Raw genomic sequence first — 19,925 nt, 5'->3', positions numbered from 1 at the left:
CGGTACGGATCCCTTGCTCGAAGGGGGCGGTGGCGTCAGGTGATCTGGTCAGGCGTTGTCGTCGTCGCCGGACCGCCCGTGGGCGACGCCGGAGGCGAAACCGACCCCGGCGGGGGCGCCCACGCCGAGGGTGACGAGCTGCGGCTCGACCGGCGCGGTGCCGCAGCACGACCCTGCGGACGACTCGCCGTCGGCCCCCAGGGCCAGGTCGCTGGAGCAGACGCCGGTGGCGGGCAGGTCCAGCTCGACGGCGTCGGCGGCCGCGCGGTCGCCGGCCAGCGCGGCGGCGACCGAGCGCACCTGCTCGTACCCGGTGGCCAGCAGGAACGTGGGCGCGCGCCCGTAGGACTTCATGCCGACGACGTAGAAGCCGTCGTCCGGGTGGCGCAGCACCTGCTCTCCGTGCGGCGGCACGGTGCCGCACGAGTGCTGGTTCGGGTCGATGAGCGGGGCGAGCGCGCTCGGCGCCTCGACGACGGGGTCGAGGTCGAGGCGGACCTCGCGCAGCATGTCCAGGTCGGGGCGGAAGCCCGTGGCGTTGACGATCGCGTGCACGTCCAGGGCCAGCGGCTCGTCCTTGGCGGTGCCGCGCACCTGGACCATGCCCTCCCCCGGCGCGAGCTGCTCGATCGAGACCCGGGTCAGCAGACGGAGGCGGCCGGCGTCGACGGCCTCGCGCAGGCGGGTGCCCAGCAGGCCGCGGGCGGGCAGCTCGTCGTCGGCGCCGCCGCCGAACAGCCGGCGCGCGGAGCCGCCGCGGATCGCCCACGTGACGGTGGTGCCGGGCGACGTCTCCGACAGCTCCACCAGGCTCAGCAGGGTGTTCGCGGCGGAGTGGCCCATGCCGACCACCAGGGTGTGCCGGCCGGCGAACCGGTCGCGGTCCGCTCCGAGGACGTCGGGCAGCGGCCCGGTGACGAAGGGCGCGACCTCGGCCTCGCCGGCGGCGGGCAGGCCGCTGACGCCGAGGGGGTTCGAGGTGCCGAACGTGCCCGACGCGTCGATCACCGCGCGGGCGAGGACGTCGGAGACGCGGCCGTCGGCGTCGACGGTGCGGACGCGGTGGCCGCGGCGCTCCCGACCGAGCGATCGCGTCTTGTCCGCGCCGTCCCGCGCGACGGCGAGCACGCGGGTCCCGGTGCGCAGCCGGGACGCGATCTCCGGCGTCGCGGCCAGCGGGGCGAGGTAGCCGTCGACGAGCTCGCGGCCGGTCGGGAGGGCGTCGGGGTCGGGCGACGCCCACCCGGTGGGCTCCAGCAGTCGCCGGGCCGCGGCGTCGACGTCGTACCGCCACGGCGAGAAGAGGCGCACGTGCCCCCACGACGCGACGGCCGCGCCCGCGCCCGCGCCGGCCTCCAGCACCACTGGTTCGAGCCCTCGCTCCAGCAGGTGCGCCGCCGCAGCCAGCCCCACGGGGCCCGCGCCGATCACGACCACCGGCAGCTCGTCCCGCACCGTCTCGACCATCTCCGGACTCCCTCGTATCGATGAACGTCGATAACACCCAGGGAGCAACGTATCCACGTTCTTCGATGCGTGGCAAGATGGGTCGCATGACCACGACCGACGACGCCGGCTGCTGCGGCGGCACGACGCCCGCCGTGGACGTCGTCGGCGCCCGCGACCTCGCCCGCACGTTCAAGGCCCTCGCCGACCCGACGCGCGTGCAGCTGCTGTCGATCGTCACCGCGCACGAGGGCCACGAGGCGTGCGTCTGCGACCTCACCGAGCCGGTCGGGCTGTCGCAGCCCACCGTCAGCCACCACCTCAAGATCCTCGTCGAGGCGGGCCTGCTCGAGCGCGAGCAGCGCGGGCGCTGGGCGTACTACCGCGCCGTGCCGGGCGCCGTCGACGGCGTCGTCGCCTCGTTGTCCACGCTCACGCCGGAGACGGCGCCGACCGGCGCGTGAGGAACAGCACCGGGATCAGCAGCAGCGACAGGACGCCGCCGCCGAGCGCCAGGGTGGCGTAGCTCGACCCGGCCATCACGACGCCGGACATCGCGCCCCCGCCCGCGCCGGCGAGGGCGATGAGCACGTCGACCGTGCCCTGGGTTCGGGCGCGGGTGGCGGGCGTCGTCGCGTCGACGATGAGCGCCGTGCCCGCGATGAGGCCGAAGTTCCACCCGAGCCCGAGCAGCGCGAGGGACAGCACGAGCAGCACCATCGAGTCGCCCGGCGCGACGGCGCCGGTGATCCCCGCGAGCAGCAGCGTCACGCCGGACGCGACCGCCATCGGCACCCGTCCGACCTTGTCGACCAGCACGCCCGTGGCCAGCGACGGCAGGAACATCGCCGCCACGTGGATGCCGATGACCAGGCCGACGTCGGCCAGGTCGTGGCCGTGGCCGCGCATGTGCACGGGCGTCATCGTCATGATCGCGACCATCGCGATCTGCGTCAGCACCATCACCGTCGCGCCGACGACGACGCCCGCCGGCACGGTGCGCCGCGCGCCGTCCGGAGCCCCGTCCGTCCCCGCCGGCGCGCCGTCGACCACCCCGTCGACCGCGCCGTCCGCGGCCTCGGCCAGCTCCTTCGCGACGAGGAACGGGTCGGGCCGCAGGAAGACGAACAGCGTGCCGCCGGCGGCGAGGAAGGCGACGGCCGCGAGCAGGAACGGGCCCGCGAGCGCGGGCAGCCCGAACGACGTCGCGAGGACGCCGAGCGGCTCCACGAGGTTCGGCCCCGCCACGGCCCCGAGCGTGGTGGACACCATCGCGACGCTGGCCGCCGTCGCGCGGCGGTCCGGGGCGGCGAGATCGGTGCCCGCGTACCGGGCCTGCAGGTTGGTGGACGTGCCCGCCCCGTAGACGAACAGCGACACGAGCAGCAGCGGGACGGCGCCGAGGGCCGCGGCCACCACCACGCCGACGGCGCCCAGGCCGCCCGCGGCGAAGCCCAGCCCCAGGCCCACCCGGCGTCCCGCCCGCTGCGTGATCCGCCCGACGAGGAACGCCGCGAGCGCCGAGCCGAGCGTGAACAGCATGGTCGGCAGGCCCGCGAGGCGGTCGCTGCCGAGCATCTCCTGCGCGAGGAGCGCCCCGACCGTGACGCCCGCCGCCAGCCCTGCGCCGCCGAGCACCTGGCTCGCGACGACGACGGTCAGCGTGCGGCGCTGCAGGGACGCCACGGCCTCGGGGGTCGGCGCGTCGCGGGGCTCGGGTCTCACGGCGAAAACCTACCCGGTGACCGTCCGCGCCACCGCGGGGATGCGTGACCGGTCGGGCCAGGCCACACCGAGCCTCCGGGTGGTCCGCGGCTCCAGCGGTACGTAGACGGGGTCGGCGGCGTCGGGCCGCTCGGGCCGGGGCAGCACGGCCACGCCCATCCCCGCGGCGACGAGGCCGCGGATGGTGTCGACCTCGCTGGACTCGAACGCGACCTCCACCTCGACGCCGGCCGTGCCGAGCATGCCCTCGACGACGCCGCGCAGCTCGGTGGTCCGCGAGAACGCGACGAACCGCTCCCCCGCCAGGTCGTCCACACCGACCCCCGCGCGCCCGGCCAGCCGGTGCCCCGGCGGGACGGCGACGCACAGCACCTGCTCGTGCAGCAGCCGCCAGCCCGTGGTGCGGGTGGGCGGCGGGGGCGTGACGAGCGCGAGGTCGAGCACGTCGTCGTCGAGCCAGCCGAACAGGTCCTGCGCGAAGCCCTGGCGCAGCTCGAAGCGGCGGTCCGGGTCGTCACGACGCAGCTCGGTCACGACGCGCGGCACCAGCCACCGCGCCACGGACTGCAGGAAGCCGAGCCGCACGGTGCGCGCGCCGAGCGCCTCCTGGCGCACGTGCCGGCGAGCCACCTCGATCTCGTCGAGCACGCGCGCGGCGTCGCCGCGGAAGCTCACGCCGGCCCGGTTGAGCGCGATGCGGCGCCCGTGCCGGCGGAACAGCTCGACGCCGAGCCCCGCCTCGAGCCGCGCCAGCGTGCGGGAGACCGTCGACTGGTCCACCCGCAGCAGCGCCGCGGTGTCGCGGGTGCTCTCCGTCTCGCACAGCGACAGGAACACCCGCAGGGTCTGCTCGTCCATGTCCGTCCCTCCGTCAGGCTAGATGCGATTCTGGCATCAGAACCCGCGTCCGGATCATTTGGCGCATCGGAACGACCGGCGCATCGTGGACCGGTGACCGCCGCCCCGCCCGCGCCGACGCGCACCACAACCCCGCTCGAGGGCCACCGCCCCGGGTCGCGGGCGTACCGCCGCACGCTGCTGGGGCTGGCCGCGGGCGGGCTCGCGAACTTCTCGCTGCTCTACTACGTGCAGCCGCTGCTGCCGCAGGTCGCCGCGCACTACGACGTCTCGGCGGGCGCGTCCGCCCAGGTGCTGTCGGTGACGACGGCGGCGATGGCGGTCGCGCTGCTGGCGGTCGGCCCGGTCGCGGACCGGTTCGGGCGGGTCGAGGTGATGCGCTGGTCGCTGCTCGCCTCGGGCGTGCTGGGGCTCGCGAGCGCGTTCGCGCCCACCTGGGGCAGCCTGCTGGTGCTGCGCGGGCTGGCCGGCGTCGCGCTGGCCGGCCTGCCCGCCGTCGCGCTCGCCTACCTGCGCGAGGAGATGCACCCGGGCGCGCACGCCCGCGCCAACGCGGCGTACATCGCGGGCACCGCGGTGGGCGGCGCCGTCGGGCGGCTGGTGCCCGGCCCGCTCGCCGCCCTCGGCGGGTGGCCGCTGGCCACCGAGGTGCTGAGCGTCACGACGCTCCTCGCGGCCGTCGCCCTGTGGGCGCTCGTGCCGCGCTCGGCCCGGTTCACGCCCCGGCCGCTGCGGCTGGGCGGCGTGCTGACGGGCACGGCGTCGGCCTTCCGCGACCCGGTCGTGGCACTGCTGTGCGCCGTCGGCTTCGCGAGCATGGGCACGTTCGTCGGCGTGTACAACGCGGTCGCGTTCCGGCTCGAGGCGCCGCCGTTCTCGCTCGGGCACGCGGTGACCCTGGTGTACCTGGCGTACCCGGTCGGGATCGTCACGCCGTCCGTCGCACAGCTCCTGGCCCGACGGCGCGGGCGCGGCCCGGCCGTCGTCGCGGGCCTGGTGCTGCTCGGCGTCGGGGTCGCGGTGACCGTGCCGACCTCCGTCGTGGCCGTCGTCGCCGGGCTCGGCATCCTCACCGTCGGCTTCTTCTGCGCGCACTCCCTGGTCAGCGGCTGGGCCGTGGACCGCGCGCACCGGCAAGGCCGCGGCACCGCGCAGGCCTCGAGCGCGTACCTGTTCGCGTACTACGTGGGCAGTGCCGTCATGGGCGCGGTCGCGACGCACGTCTGGGAGGACGCCGGCTGGGCGGGCGTGGTCGGGACGGCGACCGCCACCACCGCCGTCGCCGTCACCGCCGCCGCGGTCGCCGCTCACCTCGACCGCCCGCCTCGGGTGAACCCCTGAGCCGGCCCTGAGCCCGGCGTCCTCCCCGGGTCGTACGCGCCGCCCGCGAGGTTCCGCTCCGGGGCCGACGACGCCGCCACCTGCGCGTTCGTAGCGTCGTGGACATGACGCAGCACGAGAACCACCACGACCACCGCAGCACCCACCGTGCCGACCGCGCCGACGTCTCGGCCGTCACCACGTCGCCCGTGCGCCGCTACCGCGGCGTCGGCGTGCTGGCGCTCGCCTCCGTCGTCACCGTCACGACGACGGCGTGCGGCGCCATCTCGGAGGCGCTGCAGGACCGGAGCGCCGGCCACACCAAGGCGTTCACGTACGACAGCGGCGTGGACGGCAAGGCCGACGAGGGGCTGCCCTCCTGGGTGCCCGACGACGCCTCCGACGTCCGCGGCGTCTTCCGCACCACCGGCGACGAGGTGATCCTCACGATGGACGCCGACGTCACGTCCCTGCCGACCGACTGCACGTCGGTCGACGCCGACCACCCGCTCGTGCCGAAGCCCGCGCGCGGCACCCTGACCGCCGACGACTACCGCACGGACTCGACGCTCGAGGCGGGGTGGTGGACCGCCGGCCAGGAGCAGGACGCCACCCTGCAGTGCGGCGGCTGGTGGGTGGGCGCCAAGGACGGCGCCCTGTTCGCGTTCACCCCGGAGCTCAAGGCCGTGCAGATCGAGGACCAGCCCGACCCGGCGTGACCGGGACGACGCCACGGGCCGGCCGAACTTCACCCGCCCCCGGTCGTCCGGGCAGCGGCGTGGACGGGACGACGGACGGATCCTGGAGAGGTCCGGCACCCTCGTGGCGGCTCCCCACGCCCGGGGACCGGCGGTCACAAGGGAGTGGAACGGCGATGGTCACGACTCGGCGCGGGTTCTCCAGCTTCTCGGTGGACGACCTCGACGCGGCACGCAGCTTCTACGCGGACACCCTCGGGCTCCGCGTCACGACCCTGGACGAGGGCATGGGCCTGGTGCTCCACCTCGACACGAGCTCCCCGGTGTTCGTGTACCCCAAGGAGGACCACACCCCGGCGGCGTTCACCGTCTTCCACCTGGCGGTGGACGACGTCGATCCCGTGGTGGACGACCTCGTCGCGAAGGGCGTCACGCTCGAGCGCTACGAGGGCTTCGACCAGGACGAGAAGGGCGTCGCCCGCGGCTTCATGGAGGGCGGCGACGGCGCCTGGTTCACCGACCCGGCGGGCAACGTCATCGGGCTGATGGACGGCGAGGGGGTGCGGCAGCTCCTCGACGAGGTCGGCGGCTGAGCCGCCACCTGCCGCACCTCCCCGCCGCCGTCGTCACTCGACGGTGACGGACTTCGCGAGGTTGCGCGGCCGGTCCACGTCCTCGCCGAGGGCGACGGCCGCGTGGTAGCCGAGCAGCTGGGTGGGGATCGTCAGCAGGATCGGGTCGAGCTCCACCTCGTTGCGCGGCACCTCGATGCGCGCCGTCGCGGCGTCGCCGAGCTCGACGCCCGGGTGCGTGATCGCGACGACGGCGCCGCCACGGGCGCGGATCTCCTGCGCGGCGGTGATGTTGCGCTCCAGCAGGTCGTCGGCGGGCATGATCGCGACCGTCGGCAGCTCCGGGCTGATGAGCGCGAGCGGCCCGTGCTTGAGCTCGCTCGTCGGGTACGCCTCGGCGTGCCGGTAGGTGATCTCCTTGAACTTCTGCGCGCCCTCGCGCGCCACCGGGTAGCCCCGCACGCGGCCGATGAAGAACAGGCTCGGCGCCTCGGAGAGCTCCTTCGCCGCGGCGGACAGGTCCTCCTCGTCGCCCAGGATCTGCGCGATCTGCCCGGGGATCGCCCGCAGGCCGGCGATGATGCGCTTGCCGTCCGCGAACGACAGGTCGCGCACGCGGCCCAGCGCCAGCGCGAGCAGCGCGAACCCGACGCCCATGTGCGTGAGCGCCTTGGTCGACGCGACCGCCACCTCGGGCCCGGCGTGCAGGTAGATGCCGCCGTCCACCTCACGGGCGATCGACGACCCGACGGCGTTGACGAGCCCGACGACGGTGCCGCCCTTGCGCTGCACCTCGCGGACGGCGAAGAGGGTGTCGGCGGTCTCGCCGGACTGGCTGACCACCACGTACAGGGTGCTGGGCTCGATGATCGGGTTGCGGTAGCGGAACTCGCTCGCGGGCTCGGCGTCGGCCGGGATGCGCGCCAGGTCCTCGATCATGGACGCCCCGAGCTGGCCCACGTAGTACGCGGAGCCGCAGCCGAGGATCTTCACGCGGGTGAACCGGCGCAGCTGGCGCGGGTCGAGGTTCAGGCCGTCGAGCTTGGCGGTCCCGAACCGGTCGTCGAGGCGGCCGGACAGCATCCGCTCCACGGTCTCCGGCTGCTCGTGGATCTCCTTGTGCATGAAGTGGGCGTGGCCGCCCAGCTCCAGCTCCTCGACGGTGAGGTCGATCGTGACGGCGTCGCGTGCCGTGTGCTCCTCGTCGTTGGTGAAGGTGCGGAAGCCGTCCGCCGTCACGGACGCGAAGTCGCCGTCGTCGAGCAGCACGACCTGGCTCGTGTGGCGCACGATCGCCGCGGCGTCCGAGGCGACGAACATCTCGCCGTCGCCGACGCCGAGCAGCAGCGGCGAGCCGTTGCGCGCGACGACGATCCGGTCCGGGTTCTGCACGTCGGTCACCGCGAGCGCGTACGTGCCGTCGATCTGCGTGACGGCGGCGCGCACGGCGTCCTCGAAGCCCTGCCCGGCCGCGAGCTCGCGCGCCACGAGGTGCGCGATGACCTCGGTGTCCGTGTCGGAGGTGAGCTCGACGCCGTCGGCGGTGAGGCGCGAGCGCAGCGCGTGGAAGTTGTCGATGATGCCGTTGTGCACCACGTGCACGCGGCCGTCGAACGAGGTGTGCGGGTGGGCGTTGCGCTCGCTCGGCTCACCGTGCGTCGCCCAGCGGGTGTGCCCGATGCCGACGGTGCCGGCGAGGCGCGCGGGCAGCGCGGCCTCGAGGTCGCGCACGCGGCCCTTGGCCCGCACGACGCGCGACGGGTGCGCGGTCGAGCGCGGGTTGAGCACGGCGATGCCGGCCGAGTCGTAGCCGCGGTACTCCAGCCGCGTGAGGCCCTCGACGAGGACGGGGGCTGCCTGCTGGGGGCCGACGTAGCCGACGATTCCGCACATGGGGTGGTTGCTCCTAGCCGTTGATGTTCAGCCGTAGATTCTTCAGCCGTAGATGACGCGGCGGACCTGACGCTCGCTGAGCTCCGGGGCTGCCACGAGGCGCTCCCGCAGCTCGGCGGCGATCTGCGCGTAGATCTCCTCGTTGCGGCGCCCGTAGGTGCGCAGCGACGCGTGCCGACGACGCACGTAGTCCTCGGCCGGTTCGCGGTACCAGGCGAGGACGTCCTCGACGACGCGCTCCGCCTCCGCCGGGGAGAGCCCCGTGGAGGTCGCGATGCGGGCGACGAGATCGGCGTCGGTCACCGGGACATCATGCGCCCCTCGCCCCTGACATGCCAGATCCTGCCCGAAATCGGGCAGGATCTGGGCGTACTGCGTCGACGACCGCGTCAGGTCGCCGGCTCCATGCCCGCCGCGGCCTCCTGCGGCGTCACCGATCCCGACGGTGCGCAGGTCACGTCGTAGAGCCGACGCCCCGGCAGCCTGTAGTCGGCCGGGTTGCCGGGCGAGTGCTCGTGGACGACGGCGGCCCCCACCCGGACGTGATCCAGGCAGGCTCCGGCGCCGCACGTGGAGCAGCTCGCCACCGCCACCGTCTCCCGACGGTCACGCGTGGCGCACTCGTAGCAGTTCATCGCACTCCTCCTTCCCCACGGGTCGCGGCCTGCCCTGCGGGCGCCGGTCGAGGGGTCGGCGGGCGTCAGCGCCGGGCCGTCGGCGGCCCCGCGGTGATCCAATCGATGCGTCCACGGTAGGACGGCGCCCACCCGCTCGCGGTGACCTGGGTCACACCAGGAGCATGCGTCACGACTCCCGGACGGCATCCCCGTAGGCGTCCGCGAACCGCTCCAGCTGGTCGAGGAACGCGCCCGCGTCGGCGCCGAGCACGGCGAGGCCGTCGGCGTAGGCGCCGAGCGCCTGACCGGTCGCCTCCTCGAACCGAGCGAGACCCTCCTCGGTCGGCTCGAGGAGGCGGGCCGACCGGCCGGGCGCGGTGAACCGGCGCAGCAGCCCGGCCGCGAGCGCCCCGTTGACCTGACGGTTGACCGTGGACTGCTCGAGTCGCAGCGCCTCGGCGATCTCCCGCAGCGTGCGGGGCCGGCCGTCGGAGAGCAGCCACAGGAGGCGACCGTCGGCGGTGCCGAGCGGGCTGCGGTGCTCCGCGAGACGGCGATGGAGGTCGAGCCGGAAGAGCAGGCCCGCGACCCGGCGGTCGTCGGTCAGCCCAGCAGGGTCGGACGGCGAGGGCGACGGCGCGGACGACGGTGTCACGGTCGGCATCGGGATCCCTTCGGGGGTTGACGCTGGTCGATATGCAGGTAGCATACACACGGTCTTATGTAAGTTACACATCCCGAGGTGTGCCGTGAGCTCTTCCCCGTCCCCCGCCCCCGACGCGCCGCCGCGCACCGACCGGCGGGCGATCGCCGTCGTCGTGGTCGTCTGCTTCAGCAGCCTCTGCGCCGCGCTCATGCAGTCGCTCGTCATCCCGATCCAGAGCGAGCTGCCCGAGCTGCTGTCCACCTCCGCCAGCACCGCGTCGTGGGTGGTCACGGCCACGCTGCTCGGCGGCGGCGTCGCCATGCCGGTGACCGGCCGGCTCGCCGACCTCTACGGCAAGAAGCCGGTGCTCGTCGTCTCGGCCGCCGTTCTGGTGGTCGGCTCGCTGGTCTGCGCGGTCTCCGACTCCGTGGGCCCCGTCCTGGTCGGCCGTGTGCTGCAGGGCATCGCGATGGGCTATATCCCCGTCGCGATCAGCATGGTCCGCGAGATCGCGCCGCCGCACCTGCGCAACACCGCGGTCGCGGGCGTCAGCGCCACGCTCGGCGTCGGCGGCGCGCTCGGCCTGCCGCTGGCCGCCTGGATCGCGCAGGACTTCGACTGGCACATGCTGTTCTGGGTCTCCGTCGTCCTCGCCGTCGTCATGACGGCCCTCACCGCGACGGTCGTGCCGCACGTGCGCGACGCCCACCCCGGCCGCCTCGACGTCGTCGGCGCGATCGGGCTGGCCATCGGCCTCGTCGGCGTCCTCGTCGGCGTGTCCAAGGGCAACGACTGGGGCTGGGGCTCCGTGAGCACCCTCGGCATGGTGGTGGGCGGCGTCGTCGTCCTGCTGCTGTGGGGCTGGTACGAGCTGCGTCACGACGACCCGCTGGTCGACCTGCGCACCACCGCCCGCCGTCCGGTGCTGCTCACCAACCTCGCCGCCGTCCTCATCGGGTTCGGCATGATGGCGCAGTCCATCGTCGTGCCGCAGCTCCTCGAGATGCCGGAGGCCACCGGCTACGGCCTGGGCCAGACCATCCTCGAGGCGGGCCTGTGGATGGCCCCGGCGGGCCTCATGATGATGCTCTTCACGCCGGTCTCGTCGCGCCTGCTCACGCGGCTCGGCGGCCGCAGCACCATGGCGATCGGCGCGGGCGTGCTGGCGCTCGGCTACGTCGTCGCCGTCTTCCTCATGGACGCGCCGTGGCAGCTCATGCTCGCCTCGTGCGTGGCGTCCGCCGGCGTCGGCATCGGGTACGCCGCGATGCCCACTCTCATCCTCAACAACGTGCCGGCCGCGGAGTCCGCCGCGAGCGTGGGGCTGAACAGCCTCATGCGCTCCATCGGCACCACCGTGGCCGGCGCGGTGATGGCGATCGTGCTCACCAGCCAGACCACGGTGCTGGCGCCCGGCACTCCGCCCATCCCCACCGGCGGCGCGTTCCAGCTCTGCTTCGTCATCGGCGCCGTCGCGGCCGCCGTGGGCGCGGCGATCGTGCTCTGCATCCCCCGGCAGCGCACCGGGCAGGAGGAGGGCCGGCACCTGGCCGCCGTCCCGGACGCCGACGACGAGCCCGCGCTGGTGGGCTGAGTCCCTACAACCCCGCGACCGCGACGAGGGTCACGAGGGCGACCACGACGACGATGCCCGCCGCCACCACGCCGTGCACCGCGGGGCGGCGGCGCAGCACCGCGACGAACTCGCGCAGGTACGCGCTGGGGAAGAAGTACCCCGCGGTCGGGGCGCCCACCGCGTGCACGTCGAGGCCGAGGTCCATCGCCTCCATCGCGGCGCGCGGGGCGTGGTAGTTGTTCGTCGCCAGGAGGTACGGGCCCTCGGTGCCGTGCTCGCGCAGGACGGCGACGCCGAGGGTGAGGTTCTCGCGCGTGGTGCGCGCCCGGTCCTCCACGAGCACGCGGTCGGCGGGCACGCCGCGGTCGACGAGCCACTCCCCCATCGCGACGCCCTCCGGGCGGACCTCGTCGGAGCCCTGCCCCCCGGACGGGACGATCGGCACGGGGACGCCGTCGGACCCGAGGCGCTCGGCCGCTGCCCGCCCCGTGGTGAGGCGGGCCGCGAGCAGCGGCGGCACCCGGCCGCCCACCACCTTCGAGCCCAGCACGATGACGCCGTGCGCGGGCACCCGTTCGGCGTACCGCCGGTACAGCAGCGTCTGCGTGACGAAGCCGAGGAACACGAACCCGAGCCACGCCGTGCCCATCACCAGCCCGACGACGAGCCCCAGGGTCCAGGGCACCTGCAGCACGAACGGGGCGACGACGACGAACGGCGCAGCGAGCATCGCGATACCCACCAGCAGGGACAGCAGGTTCCCCAGGCTGCGGCGCTCCCGGCGCACCATCGTCAGCCCGTTGACCACCAGGAGGACGGGCAGCACCAGGAGACCCAGGACGAGGACACCGAACAGGAGGAAGCTGACCCACCCCATGGCGGTCGAGCCCCCGGGCACCAGCGCGACAAGCTGCCAGAGCAGGCCGACCCCGCTGTAGACCACGGCGAGGACGAGGAACCCGTTGCGCAGGCGGCGGCGGTCCACCCGGAGCGAGTGCACCAGCCAGGCCACCCACAGGCCGCAGATCACCGCCGACGCGACGACGGACCAGGCGGTGGCGTTGACCTCGGCACTCACGCCCGCAGGATAGGTGCGCGGGCGCGAAATTGCCGGGACCGCAGGGCGTCGTCGTGGTGCGATGCGGGGATGACCTCACGCATCTCGCACACGACGTTCGACGCCCGCGACGCCTATGCCCAGTCCGAGTGGTGGAAGCAGGTGCTCGGCTACGTCGACGTGCCGGGCGACCCGAACCTGCCCGGCCACGAGGAGTGCATGATCGTGCCGCCCGCCGGCCACGACGCGCCCGCCGAGAGCCACGGCCGCCTCCTGTTCATCGAGGTGCCGGAGCCCAAGACGGTGAAGAACCGCGGTCACCTCGACCTGCGCCCCACGGACCGCACGCAGGCCGAGGAGGTGGAGCGCCTGCTCGCCTTCGGCGCCACGCAGGTCGCCGACCTCCGCAGCCCGGACGGGCAGGGCGGCTGGGTGGTGCTCGCGGACCCGGAGGGCAACGAGTTCTGCATCCTGCTCAGCGAGGCCGAGCGGGCTGCGGTGCTGGCCGCTCGGGAAGGCTGACCGGCCGGGGCGTCGCCGCGCGGGCCGCGAAGACCGCCACGACGAGCAGCACGACGACGGCGAGCATCGCGAGCCGCAGCCCCAGGTGCTCGCCGAGGAAGCCGAGCAGCGGCGGGCCCACCAGGAACGCGAGGTACCCGCTGGTGGCGACGGCGCTCACCCGCTCGGCGCCGCGCTCCGGGTCGTCGCCCGCCGCGGAGATCGCGACCGGGAACCCGAGCGACGCCCCCAGGCCCCAGAGCGCCACCGCGACCCCGGCCACCACCGGGCTCGGCGCGAACACCACGGCGAGGATGCCGGCGATGGCGCACACCGCGCTCACGGACAGCACCGCGGCGCGGCCGAACCGCTCGACCACCGGGCCGCCGCTGAACCGGCCCACCGTCATCGCGGCGGCGAAGCCGGCGTAGACGAGCGAGCCGTGCGTGGCCGACATCCCGTGGCCGTCGACCATGAGCAGGGGCAGCCAGTCGTTGGCGGCGCCCTCGGCGAACGCCATCGCGAGCACGACGACGCCGATGAGCACGAGGCGCCCGTCGCGCCACACGCTGGGTCGGCGCTCGCGCGGGGCGCCGGCCGCCCGGGCCTCCGGCGCCTCCCGTCCCGTGCCCGCGGGGATCCCCGGCATCGCCCAGGCCACGAGCGCGGCCATGACGGCCGCCATCGCGAGCAGGTGCCAGACGACGGGGAAGTCGAGCGCCGTGAGCGCGATGCCCACGAGGGCGCCGACGACGGTGCCGAGGCTGAAGCTGCCGTGCAGCGCGGGCAGGACCGGGCGCCCGCTCTCGACCTCGAGCGCCGCGCCCTCGATGTTGAGGCCGATCTCGCCGAGCCCGCCGCCCAGCCCGACGAGCAGCAGGCCCGCGAACGCGCCCGCAGCGAGGCCCGCGGCCGCGGCCGCGCCGATGACCGCGACGCCGGCCACCACCAGCAGGGAGCCGACCAGGATCACGGGCCTCGCGCCCCGGCGTCGCACGACCGGGCCCGCCGACAGCACGCCCGTCATCGAGCCGACGGAGAGCCCGAAGAGGACCAGCCCCATCCCCGCGGTCGACGCGCCGAGCGCGTCCCGGACGTCGGGCGTGCGGGTGATCCAGGACGACATGCCCAGGCCCACCAGCAGGGTCAGCGAGAACAGCGACAGGCGACGGCGGAGCTGGTCGGGCATGCGGACGATCGTAACCGCGTTCCTCGTATCGATTCGACCGCGCGGTCACGCGCGGGCCACGTGCGGTTCAGGCGTCCTCGGCGATGCTGCGCACCACGCGCGCGGGGTTCCCCACCGCGACCACGTTCGCCGGGATGTCACGGGTCACGACCGACCCGGCGCCGATGACGGAGTTGTCGCCGATCGTGACGCCGGGGCAGACGATGACACCGCCGCCCAGCCACACGTTGTCGCCGAGCGTGATGGGCCGCGCGGCCTCGAGCTTGTCGCGCCGCGGGGTGGGCTCCACCGGGTGCGTCGGCGTGAGGAGCTGGACGTTCGGGCCGATCTGGCAGTCCGCGCCGATGACGATGGGCGCGACGTCGAGCGCGGTGAGGTGGTAGTTCACGAACGTCCGCGGGCCGACGTGCACGTTCTCGCCGTAGTCGACGTACAGCGGCGGGCGGATCACCGCGCCCTCGCCCAGGGTGCCGAGCAGCTCGGCGAGCACCGGGCGGGCGCCCGCCGGGTCGTGCGGCGCGGTCCGGGCGTACTCGTCCTGCAGCCGCGCGGCGCGCTGGGCGCGGCGCTCGATCTCCGGGTCGTCGGCGACGTACAGGTCCCCCGCGAGCATCCGCTCGTGGTTCGAGCGCGGGTCCCCCGCGAAGTGGTCCGTGGTCACCCGCAGGAGCCTAGCCGCGTTGCGTACGGTCGTACACAGCGCGCGGTGACCTGTCTCTCGGATGATGTTCGACGGTCCGCCGGTTGGCACGGGCAGCACCGCCATCACCGACCCACCGGAGCCGCCCCGTGCCCTCTGCCCTCTTCGCCCCGCTGCCGCTGCGTGCCGTCACGCTGCCGAACCGGATCGTCATGGCGCCGATGTGCCAGTACTCGGCCGAGCCGTCGGGCCCGCAGGTCGGCGTCCCGACCGACTGGCACGTGCAGCACTACGGCTCCCGCGCCGTCGGCCGCCCGGGTCTCGTCCTCGTCGAGGCCACCGCCGTGAGCCCCGAGGGTCGCATCTCGCCGTACGACCTCGGGCTGTGGAACGCGGCCCAGGTGTCGGGCCACCGCCGGCTCACCGCCCTGATGCGCCAGCAGGGCGTGGTGCCGGGCGTCCAGCTCGCGCACGCGGGCCGCAAGGCCAGCACCGGGCGGCCGTCCGACGGCGGCGGGGCGCTGGCACCCGAGGAGGGCCTCGGCTGGCAGGTGCTGGCCCCGAGCGCACTGCCCTTCGCCGACGGCTCGCCGCTGCCCGAAGCCCTCCCCCCGGAGCGGATCGGCGAGGTCGTGGCGCAGTTCGCCGCCGCCGCGCGCCGTGCCGTCGAGGCCGGGTACGAGGCGGTCGAGGTGCACGCCGCGCACGGGTACCTGCTCCACGAGTTCCTGTCGCCGCTCTCGAACCACCGCACCGACTCCTACGGCGGGTCGTTCGAGGGCCGCGCACGCCTCGTGCTCGAGGTGGTGGACGCCGTCCGCGGCGCGGTGGGCGACGACGTGCCGGTGCTGACGCGACTGTCCGCGACCGACTGGGCCGAGCCCGAGGGCTGGACCGCCGACGACACCGTGCGCCTGTCGGGGCTGCTGCGCGAGCATGGCGTCGACGTCGTGCACGTCTCGACCGGCGGCAACGTGCCGGACGCGACCATCCCCGTGGGACCCGGGTACCAGGTGCCCTTCGCGGCGCGGGTGCGCCGGGAGGCGGGCGTGACCACCGCCGCCGTCGGCCTCGTGCGCGACCCGCAGCACGCCGAGCAGCTGGTCGCCGAGGGCGAGGCGGACCTCGTGGCCCTGGGCCGGGAGCTGCTGCTCGACCCGTACTGGCCCGTCCGGGCCGCGCGGGAGCTCGGCGCCGACTGGTCGCTGCCGCCCCAGTACGACCGCGCGGAGCTCCTGGCCCGCCGCGACGAGCGCACGGCGTCGAGCGCGACGACGGCCTGACGGCCGGCGTCAACCGGCCCGGCGCGACGCCCCGGTCACCGGCGGGTGCAGCACCAGCACCACGACGATCGCCACCATGATCACGGCGGTGAGGGTGACGGGCACCGGGATCACCGGGTCGCACAGCACCAGCAGCGCGCCCACCGGGACCACCGTGTTGACGACGCGGTCGGCGTTGTCGCGGATCGCGAGCCACCAGACGCCGAGCACGAACACGGCGATGGGGACCGTGACCGTGAACGACGCCCCCACGTCGGACAGCGCGGTGTGCCCGGTGAGCGCGTCGATCTCCACCTCGATGCCGGCGGAGAACGCGCCCGCGGCGGCGAACACGAAGTAGTGCACGTAGCCGTAGCGCAGCGACCGGCTCAGCCGGCCGTCGAGGGCCTGGTGGTGCGGCGGCCAGAAGTAGATCCACCACAGCGCGGCCGTGACGACGACGGTCAGCACCGCGATCGAGATCAGCGACCCGAGGTCCTGCTCGTCGTGCAGCGCCTCGATGATCGCGTTGGACGACGCGAGCAGGCTCTCGCCGAGCAGGATCAGGGTGAACAGGCCGTACCGCTCGGTGATGTGGTGCGGGTGCCACGGGGTACGGCCGCGGTTCTCGGCGACCACCGGCACCGCCAGCTCCGCCGCCGCGAGGACCACCCACGCCGCCCCCTGGACCTCCTCGGGCAGCAGCAGGAGGGCGAGCCAGCACACCTGGACGACGGCGATGCCGGCGGCATAGGCCCGCGTCGCGCCACGGGTGGGGCCGTCCGTCGCCGACGCGCGCAGCCACTGCGCGATCATCGCGACGCGCATCACGACGTACCCGGCGACCACCACGGTGAAGTCGCCGTCCACGAACACCGGCTCGATCCCCGCCGCGAGCACCAGCACGCCCGACATCTGCACGATCGTCAGCACGCGGTACAGCCAGTCGTCGGTGTCGAACGACGTGGCGAACCAGGTGAAGTTCATCCACGCCCACCAGATCGCGAAGAACACCATCCCGTACGACAGCAGCCCGCTCCCGACGTGCCCCTCGGTGAGGGCGTGGTGCAGCTGCACGGACGCGACGCTCACCGCGACCACGAAGACCAGGTCGAAGAACAGCTCCAGCGGGCTCGCGGTGCGGCCGGGCTCCTTCGGGTCGCGGGCGGACATGCGTACCAGGCGGGACCGCGGCGGGGTCTCGGGCGTGCTCACGCCAGACATCGTGCACCCGACCCGCCCGGCGGGCCACGGGTCGCGGGCCCGGCTACGCTGCCGGGGATGTTCTCGGACCGCAGACGTCGGCGCGCCGCGCGACGGATCAGGCCCGGGGACGGGCACGCCCTGCAGCGTTTCCGGTGGTGGCAGCCGCTGTCCCGCGCCCTCTTCCACCTGGATCTCGTGGGCGACGGCGGCGTGCCCGAGCGGTGGTCGGTCGACGTGCGGCTCTGGGGCGACTCCGAGGACGGCGACGTGCGGGCCCGCCTCTACCGCGACGGCGTGCACGCCGCGACGTCGCGGCTCCCGGCGGAGCTCCCCGTCACCGGCGGCGTCGTCCAGGTGGCCACCAGCAGCTACGGGCTGCGCCGCTGCCACTACGTGACCGCCGACGGCCGCGAGCGCCAGCTCGCACCCGACCCGGCCTCCGCCGAGGGGCGCCGCGCCCGCCTGGAACGCGACCGCCCTGAGGTGAGCCGCGCGGTCGGCGCCGTCTCCTGGGTCGTCCTCGCGGTCGCGCTGGTGCTCGGCGCCCCGCAGATCGTCGAGCAGATCTCCCAGGTCCCGCCCGTCGCCGAGCGGTTCGGCACGTTCACCTCACCGGTCCGGCTGCCCGCGGGCCTCAACATCGCGCTCCTGGTCGGGACGATCCTGGCCAGCACCGAGCGCGCGCTGCGCCTGCGCTACCACTGGCTGCTCGACGGCGGGCTGTTCGAGGGCGACGACTGACCACGGGGAGATCCTGCGAAGACGCTGCAAAGCGATCGATACCTATTGACTTTCGATAGGCGAGGGCGCCACGCTCGTCGCCATGTCCCGCACCCAGCGCCTCGTCGGACCGCTCCGCGGCCTGCTCGTCGCCGTCTTCGCCGCCCTCGTCGCCACCCAGGTCGCCGTGCTGCCCGCCGCGTTCGCACGGATGGCCGGCGAGTCCCCCGACCTCGCTCCCCTGCGCTGGCCGCTCCTCGTGCTCGCCGTCGTCGGCCTCGCCTGCGTCGAGGCGGTCATCGTGTGCACGTGGCGGCTGCTGACGATGGTGCGCGACGACCGCATCTTCTCCGACCACGCGATGGTCTGGGTCAACGGCATCGTGGCCGCCGTCGCCGGCGCATGGCTGCTCGTGCTGGTGGCGTTCGTGCTGCTCGTCGCCGCGGAGGGGCTGGCGGGGCTGGCCGCGCTGCTCCTCGGGGTGCTGCTCGTGGGCGCCGCCGTCGGGCTGCTGATGGTGGTGCTGCGCGCGCTGCTGCGGCAGGCCACGGAGCTGCGCACCGACCTCGACGGGGTGATCTGATGCCGATCGTCGTCCGCCTCGACGTGGAGCTCGCCCGGCGCAAGCTGAGCGTCGGCGAGTTCGCCGAGCGCGTGGGGCTCACGCCCGCCAACGTCGCCGTGCTCAAGAACGGGCGCGCCAAGGCCGTCCGCTTCGCCACCCTCGAGGCCATGTGCCGCGTGCTCGGCTGCCAGCCGGGCGACCTGCTCGAGTGGGTCGACGACCAGCCGGAGGGCGGTGCCGACGATGAGGGCTGACGTGCTCGTCGTCGGGGCCGGGCTGGCCGGGCTGTGGACGGCGACGGAGCTGGCGCGGCGCGGGCACGACGTCGTCCTCGCCGACCGGCGCTCCCGCCTCGACACCACCGTGCGCACCACCGGCATCTTCGTGCGCCGCACGCTGGAGGACTTCGACCTGCCGCCCGAGCACCTCGGGCCGCCGATCCGGCGGATGGTGCTCTACCCGCCGTCACACCGGGGCCCGGTCACCCTCGACAGCAGGCACGACGAGTTCCGCGTCGGCGACATGGCGCCGTTGTACCTGGAGCTGGCGGCGCGGGCCGCCGTCGCGGGGGTGCGGCTCGAGCTCGGCACCCGCTACCTCGGCTCGCACGGCGACGTGCACCTGCTGCACGGCCCGGGCGGACCGGTGGAGGCGCGAGCGACGTTCGTCGTCGGGGCCGACGGCGCCCGGTCCGCCGTCGCGCGGGAGCTGGGCCTCGACCGCAACCGCGAGCTGCTGGTGGGGGCGGAGGAGGTCTTCGCCCTGCCGCACCGGACCGACGTCGTGCCGGCCTTCCACTGCGTGCTCGACCCGCGCCTCGCGCCCGGCTACCTCGCGTGGGTGCTCGACGACGGGCAGCACGCGCACGTGGGCGTCGCCGGATACCCCGACCGGTACCCGCACGGCCTGCGCGACGCGCTGCGCCGCTTCGCCGCCACCGCGCCCGGCCTCGCGGGCGCGCCCGTGCCCGACGCCGTCGAGCGGCGCGCGGGCCCCATCCCCGTGGGCGGGCTGCTGCGCCGCATCACGGGTCCGCGCGGGCTCCTCGTGGGGGACGCCGCGGGCGCCGTCTCGCCCCTCACCGCGGGCGGGCTCGACCCGTGCCTGCGGCTGTCCGCGCACGCGGCCGACGTCCTCGACCGCGCCCTGCGCACCGGCGACCGGCGCGAGCTCGCCGCGTACGACGGCGCCGCGCTGCGCGCCCGGTTCCGCGGGCGCCTCGCCCTGCGCCGCGGCCTGTCGCTGGTGCGCACGCCCGCCGTCGCCGCCGCCGGGTTCACCGCGCTGCGCACGCCGCCCGGTCGTGCCGCCGCGCGGCGCATCCTCTTCGGGCACGGGTCGTTCCCCGATCCCCACCCCGTCGCCAAGCCACAGTTAAGGCTAGCGCGCTAGCCTTAACCAAGGTCCGGTGAAGGGAAGGGTTGACGTGTCCGC

The 19,925-nt window shown here is 74.7% G+C and carries 22 protein-coding genes; 11 read left to right on the top strand and 11 right to left on the bottom strand.

The annotated features are described in order from the left end of the window. Positions 1 to 48 precede the first annotated feature (48 nt). Positions 49 to 1,467 (bottom strand): FAD-dependent oxidoreductase, encoded by a 1,419-nt coding sequence (locus ABZ493_RS01125; protein WP_430580332.1) that lies wholly within the window; start codon positions 1,465 to 1,467, stop codon positions 49 to 51. Between the two features lie 86 nt (positions 1,468 to 1,553). On the opposite strand from ABZ493_RS01125, the gene ABZ493_RS01120 reads away from it, so the two are divergent. Beyond that, positions 1,554 to 1,910, top strand: coding sequence for a metalloregulator ArsR/SmtB family transcription factor (locus tag ABZ493_RS01120; RefSeq protein WP_430580331.1), 357 nt, complete (start codon positions 1,554 to 1,556; stop codon positions 1,908 to 1,910). On the opposite strand, the gene ABZ493_RS01115 is transcribed toward ABZ493_RS01120, so the two are convergent. Together ABZ493_RS01115 and ABZ493_RS01110 are read right to left on the bottom strand one after the other, a co-directional pair. Further along, positions 1,879 to 3,171: an MFS transporter gene (locus ABZ493_RS01115; RefSeq protein WP_430580330.1), complete on the bottom strand. Its 1,293-nt coding sequence runs from the start codon at positions 3,169 to 3,171 to the stop codon at positions 1,879 to 1,881. The two genes, ABZ493_RS01120 and ABZ493_RS01115, sit on opposite strands and share 32 nt — an antisense overlap. Before the next feature lie 9 nt (positions 3,172 to 3,180). Next, positions 3,181 to 4,029 carry a LysR substrate-binding domain-containing protein gene (locus ABZ493_RS01110; protein ID WP_430580329.1) on the bottom strand — a complete coding sequence of 283 codons (849 nt, stop codon included), beginning with the start codon at positions 4,027 to 4,029 and terminating at the stop codon, positions 3,181 to 3,183. 93 nt (positions 4,030 to 4,122) lie between these two features. On the opposite strand from ABZ493_RS01110, the gene ABZ493_RS01105 reads away from it, so the two are divergent. From ABZ493_RS01105 to ABZ493_RS01095, 3 genes are all read left to right on the top strand, one after another. Further along, the gene (locus ABZ493_RS01105; RefSeq protein ID WP_430580328.1) at positions 4,123 to 5,370 is read left to right on the top strand and encodes an MFS transporter; all 1,248 of its coding nucleotides are present in this window, start codon (positions 4,123 to 4,125) and stop codon (positions 5,368 to 5,370) included. A 104-nt stretch (positions 5,371 to 5,474) separates the two neighbouring features. Then, entirely contained in the window at positions 5,475 to 6,068 is a 594-nt protein-coding gene (locus tag ABZ493_RS01100) for a hypothetical protein (protein WP_430580327.1), read from the top strand. A 155-nt stretch (positions 6,069 to 6,223) separates the two neighbouring features. Next, the gene (locus ABZ493_RS01095; protein ID WP_430580326.1) at positions 6,224 to 6,640 is read left to right on the top strand and encodes a VOC family protein; all 417 of its coding nucleotides are present in this window, start codon (positions 6,224 to 6,226) and stop codon (positions 6,638 to 6,640) included. Between the two features lie 33 nt (positions 6,641 to 6,673). On the opposite strand, the gene glmS is transcribed toward ABZ493_RS01095, so the two are convergent. From glmS to ABZ493_RS01075, 4 genes are all read right to left on the bottom strand, one after another. Beyond that, the gene (gene glmS, locus ABZ493_RS01090; protein ID WP_430580325.1) at positions 6,674 to 8,512 is read right to left on the bottom strand and encodes a glutamine--fructose-6-phosphate transaminase (isomerizing); all 1,839 of its coding nucleotides are present in this window, start codon (positions 8,510 to 8,512) and stop codon (positions 6,674 to 6,676) included. A gap of 42 nt (positions 8,513 to 8,554) precedes the next feature. Continuing rightward, positions 8,555 to 8,815 carry a hypothetical protein gene (locus ABZ493_RS01085; protein ID WP_430580324.1) on the bottom strand — a complete coding sequence of 87 codons (261 nt, stop codon included), beginning with the start codon at positions 8,813 to 8,815 and terminating at the stop codon, positions 8,555 to 8,557. An 86-nt stretch (positions 8,816 to 8,901) separates the two neighbouring features. Next, entirely contained in the window at positions 8,902 to 9,147 is a 246-nt protein-coding gene (locus tag ABZ493_RS01080) for a DUF2180 family protein (protein ID WP_430580323.1), read from the bottom strand. Between the two features lie 169 nt (positions 9,148 to 9,316). Beyond that, positions 9,317 to 9,793 carry a MarR family winged helix-turn-helix transcriptional regulator gene (locus ABZ493_RS01075; RefSeq protein WP_430580322.1) on the bottom strand — a complete coding sequence of 159 codons (477 nt, stop codon included), beginning with the start codon at positions 9,791 to 9,793 and terminating at the stop codon, positions 9,317 to 9,319. Positions 9,794 to 9,878: 85 nt separating this feature from the next. On the opposite strand from ABZ493_RS01075, the gene ABZ493_RS01070 reads away from it, so the two are divergent. Beyond that, entirely contained in the window at positions 9,879 to 11,369 is a 1,491-nt protein-coding gene (locus ABZ493_RS01070) for an MFS transporter (protein ID WP_430580321.1), read from the top strand. 4 nt (positions 11,370 to 11,373) lie between these two features. Here the strand turns inward: ABZ493_RS01070 and ABZ493_RS01065 are convergent, their stop codons facing one another. Further along, the gene (locus tag ABZ493_RS01065; RefSeq protein WP_430580320.1) at positions 11,374 to 12,429 is read right to left on the bottom strand and encodes a YdcF family protein; all 1,056 of its coding nucleotides are present in this window, start codon (positions 12,427 to 12,429) and stop codon (positions 11,374 to 11,376) included. Positions 12,430 to 12,498: 69 nt separating this feature from the next. Here ABZ493_RS01065 and ABZ493_RS01060 point away from each other — a divergent pair, with 69 nt between their 5' ends. Continuing rightward, positions 12,499 to 12,930, top strand: a complete 432-nt coding sequence (locus tag ABZ493_RS01060) for a VOC family protein (RefSeq protein WP_430580319.1) — start codon at positions 12,499 to 12,501, stop codon at positions 12,928 to 12,930. On the opposite strand, the gene ABZ493_RS01055 is transcribed toward ABZ493_RS01060, so the two are convergent. Both ABZ493_RS01055 and ABZ493_RS01050 read right to left on the bottom strand, forming a co-directional pair. Beyond that, on the bottom strand, positions 12,884 to 14,098 hold the full coding sequence (locus tag ABZ493_RS01055; protein WP_430580318.1) for an MFS transporter: 1,215 nt from the start codon (positions 14,096 to 14,098) through the stop codon (positions 12,884 to 12,886). The two genes, ABZ493_RS01060 and ABZ493_RS01055, sit on opposite strands and share 47 nt — an antisense overlap. 67 nt (positions 14,099 to 14,165) lie before the next feature. Beyond that, positions 14,166 to 14,759 (bottom strand): sugar O-acetyltransferase, encoded by a 594-nt coding sequence (locus tag ABZ493_RS01050; RefSeq protein WP_430580317.1) that lies wholly within the window; start codon positions 14,757 to 14,759, stop codon positions 14,166 to 14,168. Between the two features lie 128 nt (positions 14,760 to 14,887). Between ABZ493_RS01050 and ABZ493_RS01045 the strand changes: the two genes are divergently transcribed. Then, on the top strand, positions 14,888 to 16,021 hold the full coding sequence (locus ABZ493_RS01045) for an NADH:flavin oxidoreductase/NADH oxidase (RefSeq protein WP_430580316.1): 1,134 nt from the start codon (positions 14,888 to 14,890) through the stop codon (positions 16,019 to 16,021). Positions 16,022 to 16,030: 9 nt separating this feature from the next. Here the strand turns inward: ABZ493_RS01045 and ABZ493_RS01040 are convergent, their stop codons facing one another. Further along, complete coding sequence (locus ABZ493_RS01040) at positions 16,031 to 17,224, bottom strand: low temperature requirement protein A (protein ID WP_430580315.1); 1,194 nt, start codon at positions 17,222 to 17,224, stop codon at positions 16,031 to 16,033. A 57-nt stretch (positions 17,225 to 17,281) separates the two neighbouring features. Between ABZ493_RS01040 and ABZ493_RS01035 the strand changes: the two genes are divergently transcribed. The 4 genes from ABZ493_RS01035 to ABZ493_RS01020 all read left to right on the top strand — a co-directional run bounded on the left by ABZ493_RS01035 (position 17,282) and on the right by ABZ493_RS01020 (position 19,883). Continuing rightward, positions 17,282 to 17,947 (top strand): hypothetical protein, encoded by a 666-nt coding sequence (locus ABZ493_RS01035; protein ID WP_430580314.1) that lies wholly within the window; start codon positions 17,282 to 17,284, stop codon positions 17,945 to 17,947. Positions 17,948 to 18,029: 82 nt separating this feature from the next. Further along, on the top strand, positions 18,030 to 18,509 hold the full coding sequence (locus ABZ493_RS01030; RefSeq protein ID WP_430580313.1) for a DUF2975 domain-containing protein: 480 nt from the start codon (positions 18,030 to 18,032) through the stop codon (positions 18,507 to 18,509). Beyond that, positions 18,509 to 18,745, top strand: a complete 237-nt coding sequence (locus tag ABZ493_RS01025) for a helix-turn-helix transcriptional regulator (RefSeq protein WP_430580312.1) — start codon at positions 18,509 to 18,511, stop codon at positions 18,743 to 18,745. The genes ABZ493_RS01030 and ABZ493_RS01025 overlap by 1 nt, the downstream gene beginning before the upstream one ends. Next, entirely contained in the window at positions 18,735 to 19,883 is a 1,149-nt protein-coding gene (locus ABZ493_RS01020) for an NAD(P)/FAD-dependent oxidoreductase (RefSeq protein ID WP_430580311.1), read from the top strand. Before ABZ493_RS01025 ends, ABZ493_RS01020 begins: the two co-directional genes overlap by 11 nt. Positions 19,884 to 19,925: the final 42 nt, after the last annotated feature.

This window comes from Isoptericola sp. NPDC019482, assembly GCF_040632295.1.
Classification (GTDB): domain Bacteria; phylum Actinomycetota; class Actinomycetes; order Actinomycetales; family Cellulomonadaceae; genus Isoptericola.
The sequence above is the reverse complement of the archived record's forward strand: the minus strand, read 5'-3'. Positions and strand labels throughout refer to the sequence as shown.